Genomic DNA, 3,488 nt, shown 5'->3' on the forward strand with positions numbered 1-3,488 from the left:
TCAATCAGAGTAACGCTTTATCTTTTACTCTCAATTACCGATTGGGAAGTACCGAAAATTTGCTTGGACCGTATCGAGAAACTACGTTTCTCGAATGCTCCAAAACATAGGTTTTGGACCGGCGGGGGGCGTGACTATAACCGTATTGTGTATGACCGCGTTCCGACTCATAAGTTTAGGAGCTCCTTCCTCGTCCGCATCTTCTCGCGTTCGTTCCTCTTGTCGTAGTGCTTCTCAATTACGTCAGGAGTAGCGTCGACACGGTCTGAGACTATCTCCGGAGGAACGTTCTCTTTGAGATGGTATGTGATAGACGAGCGTCGGACGTCGTGAGGAGACCTCGAACTAGGACAGTGACTAAGCTTATCGCGGCTCGTCCATTCACACGTCTTTCGCTCCTTGCCATGTGGACAGTCATCTGTCCAACACGGAAGTGAGACCCTATACGCCGCAGTTCTGTATGGAGTCTTTGTCAGCCTTCCTTCTGTACTTGTTATGAGAGGATGCCTTCCGTAGTCGTCCTGGACATCATGGCGGTTCTCCTCGATGTAGTCCTCTATAACCTGAGCGTAGAAGTCACCGAGAGCAAGATCTCGTTCTGCACTTTCACGGTTCTTGAGGGGTGTGTCTGTGCTTGGACGGTGGCGTATCTTCAGACAGGGTTCATCGGGATCGAAGTCACCGACGTCAAGAGCACGTATAGTCCCAATACGTAGAGCACCGTGCCACATCAGGGATATCATCACGTGCCTACGAGACGCGTACTCGTAGGTTTCGAGTTTATCGAGTATATCCCTAACGCGTTCTTCGGCTATCTTACTGTCCTTCGTTCCATCCTCCACCTCAGGAATCATAACACGTTCTCGCATCCCCTTCTCAACACCATCGATATTCGCACAGTATTCGAGGAAAACTCGGAGTGTGGTGAGATTAGACCTTAGTGTGACGTTTTTGACCTTACCGTATCCGTCCCCCTTGCCCTTCTTGCACCACTGTCGGTACCGCTGGAGATCTCTCCCGGTCAGTTCGTTGAGGTTCTTTATACCTCTGTCCTCACACCAGCTCAGAAAAGCATCGAGACGAGTCTTCTGCTTCCGTAACGTCTCCCTACTGAGCTCGTCCTCTCGGGTATCAAGATACATCTCAACCCCTTCCTCAGGTTCGAGAGGCTGTAGTTCACTCATCCGGAACCACCCCTTCCACTGTCCCGGCTATCTCTGAGGAGAGAGGTATTCGTACCTGTCGTCCGTTTCTGTTAGTTCTCTTTTCTCCTTCTGTCGGTTTCTGGGTTCGTATTTCGTGTTTCATTGTGGTCGTCTTAGACGACCCATCAGAAGGAGTAGAGTAACCCAAACCATTAATTGGTCGAGGTTCTAAATATGGGTGTATCTATACAACCCCTTCTGATGGGGTATTTCACCGACCCTCGAAAGATGCCGTGCTTTGGTAGGGCGTGGGCATCCGGGGGTCAGGTAGCTTTTCCCGCGATATTACCACTGTGTTTGTTATGTCATCCTGAGTGTTACTAATGAGATCCCATGGTTTATACTTTATGTCTGAAACGGGGTTTCAGTCCGAACAGAAAAGCTAAGTTAACAGGCATTGAATAGCCAATAGTGTCACGCGGAAGAGACAGGGAGTTGACGAAAGAGGAAGTCCTGACCCTCATGAAAAGCGGAAGCCGTCCGGTATGGACGGCGTCCCAGATAGCGGAGCATACAGGTGTTAGCAAGACTACGGCAAAGAACCGTCTTAAAGAGTTGTCTAAGGGGGAGAAGATAGACTCGGTAAAGGTCAGTAATGCCACAGCATACTATGTTGTAGGCATAGAGACAGAGCCCAACCAAGAGTTATCAGATGAAGAAAGAGCACGTAGATTAGTCAAGGAATACTGGGAAGGGCGTCTGGTCGGAGGAGTAAAAGATATGTCGTGTGTCTATACCCACGACGGAGAGAAACTGACCTCGGGCGATAAGGCATATCTCGTGGTTTATGGTGGAGATTTTAAAATGACACATCGGTTGAACGTCATATCATATGAGGAAGAAGACCTAGATAAAGTTCCTCCGGAAGGAGAGTTCACCGACAGGCAAATCAAAAGGAACGATCTATTTGGGGATATATCCAGTGCAGAGGTCGGTATAGGAGATTATAAAAACGCTTCTCACGCACTTCTAACCGCGGAGTTGGGTAGTAAATTCGCCGTACCTTTGGTTGAAGAAAAGCTTGGCAGATTCTTTTCAGGCATTTTGGATTTTCCGAAGGAGACAAAGTGGAAGTTCAAAGATGAAGAGAAGAATGTATCCTATCTCACTGTAGCGGGTACCGGAGCATACCTACTTCGACCGTGGGAGGATGCTGTTTTCCTAAAGAACGTAGAAGTGATAGATATGGATCTATCTGACGACTCAGAAGACGAAGAAGAGAGAATTTCCGAAATCCCGGACACAGAGGACATAGAGGAAAAGATGGACATCGAGGATCTTTTGACTCAAGAGGAAGTCGAGAACGCCGAGAAGTGATAGGAGGAGTTCTTCCCGTCGTTTTAAAATTCAAATTCCATCGTAGGGTCATAGGGAGATAGACCTCCCTCGTTGCTCTTCTCGTCAGTCTCGGTTTTAGAAGAGACTTTGTCTCTATCTGATATCTTCTCCTCGATAGTAATGAGGTCATCTTGTACCTTCGTTAACGTCTCTTCTAACCGGTCGAGACGTTCTTCGAACGATCCCATTTCCTCTTCGACGTCTTCTGTTTTAAAATTGGAACTATCTGCCGAAGGAATCTTTACTGAATGTCCACAATTAGGACATGTCGTGTAGTCAGTAAGACCTCCGGAGTAGTTCCAGCCGTGACCACAGCTATTACAGTTCAGTACGGTCATTTTACAAATCTATACACGTGCTCAAGATACTTAACTTGTCCATTAACCCAACGCCTTACAGCGATTTTAGAAATATGCCATCAAGCGGCGGGTAAATGGAGATTCACCTCAGTGTGTACGGTAGTCAATGTATTGAATACCAAAACCGGTACAGGGATGTTAGTATTACAAACAAAACCTTTGAACCGTAATCAGGTTTAGAAATGGAATAACACCATACAAAGACAGTGAGTTAGTATCAGACCTGAGCCTGCTTGTGCTCGTAGAGAATACCGCACGTCTTAGGTTAGATAGTAATTTAGTTGTGCTGGGTGGCGATCAGAGTGACTAACAAAACTGATAGAGTGAAGGAAGAAAGAGATTACTAATACAGCATCAATGTGTAATGGTTCGATAGAACCACACGAAGGCGGGTAATACAAAAGCCGATGTACAGCGGTTTGATACAGTATCAGATTCATCGAGTCCATAGAGGATTGCCAGACTCGTTATAACGCCTTTCTAATATCCCCAACTTCTAATACGGTCTACTCCAGTCTTATACTATCTAATAATCGGTACTTCCCAACTGAGTTAGCTCAGGGTCTTTGTTGAAGCCGGCTTGGAT

At 46.7% G+C, this 3,488-nt stretch carries 3 protein-coding genes; 1 reads left to right on the top strand and 2 read right to left on the bottom strand.

All coding sequences use genetic code 11. The annotated features are described in order from the left end of the window. Nucleotides 1-167: 167 nt before the first annotated feature. Nucleotides 168-1,184, bottom strand: a complete 1,017-nt coding sequence (locus SV253_09945) for a site-specific integrase (protein ID MDY6776371.1) — start codon at nt 1,182-1,184, stop codon at nt 168-170. A gap of 432 nt (nt 1,185-1,616) precedes the next feature. Between SV253_09945 and SV253_09950 the strand changes: the two genes are divergently transcribed. Further along, nucleotides 1,617-2,522, top strand: a complete 906-nt coding sequence (locus SV253_09950; GenBank protein MDY6776372.1) for an HTH domain-containing protein — start codon at nt 1,617-1,619, stop codon at nt 2,520-2,522. A gap of 23 nt (nt 2,523-2,545) precedes the next feature. Here the strand turns inward: SV253_09950 and SV253_09955 are convergent, their stop codons facing one another. After that, the gene (locus tag SV253_09955) at nt 2,546-2,881 is read right to left on the bottom strand and encodes a hypothetical protein (GenBank protein ID MDY6776373.1); all 336 of its coding nucleotides are present in this window, start codon (nt 2,879-2,881) and stop codon (nt 2,546-2,548) included. Nucleotides 2,882-3,488 lie beyond the last annotated feature (607 nt).

Origin of the sequence: Candidatus Afararchaeum irisae (genome assembly GCA_034190545.1) — an archaeon.
In the GTDB taxonomy this organism is placed as follows: Archaea; Halobacteriota; Halobacteria; order Halobacteriales; family Afararchaeaceae; genus Afararchaeum; species Afararchaeum irisae.

Excerpts from the sequence above, each read along its gene's own strand:
- SV253_09945 (MDY6776371.1), bottom strand. The coding sequence starts at position 1,184 with ATGAGTGAACTACAGCCTCTCGAACCTGAGGAAGGGGTTGAGATGTAT.
- SV253_09955 (MDY6776373.1), bottom strand. The coding sequence starts at position 2,881 with ATGACCGTACTGAACTGTAATAGCTGTGGTCACGGCTGGAACTACTCC.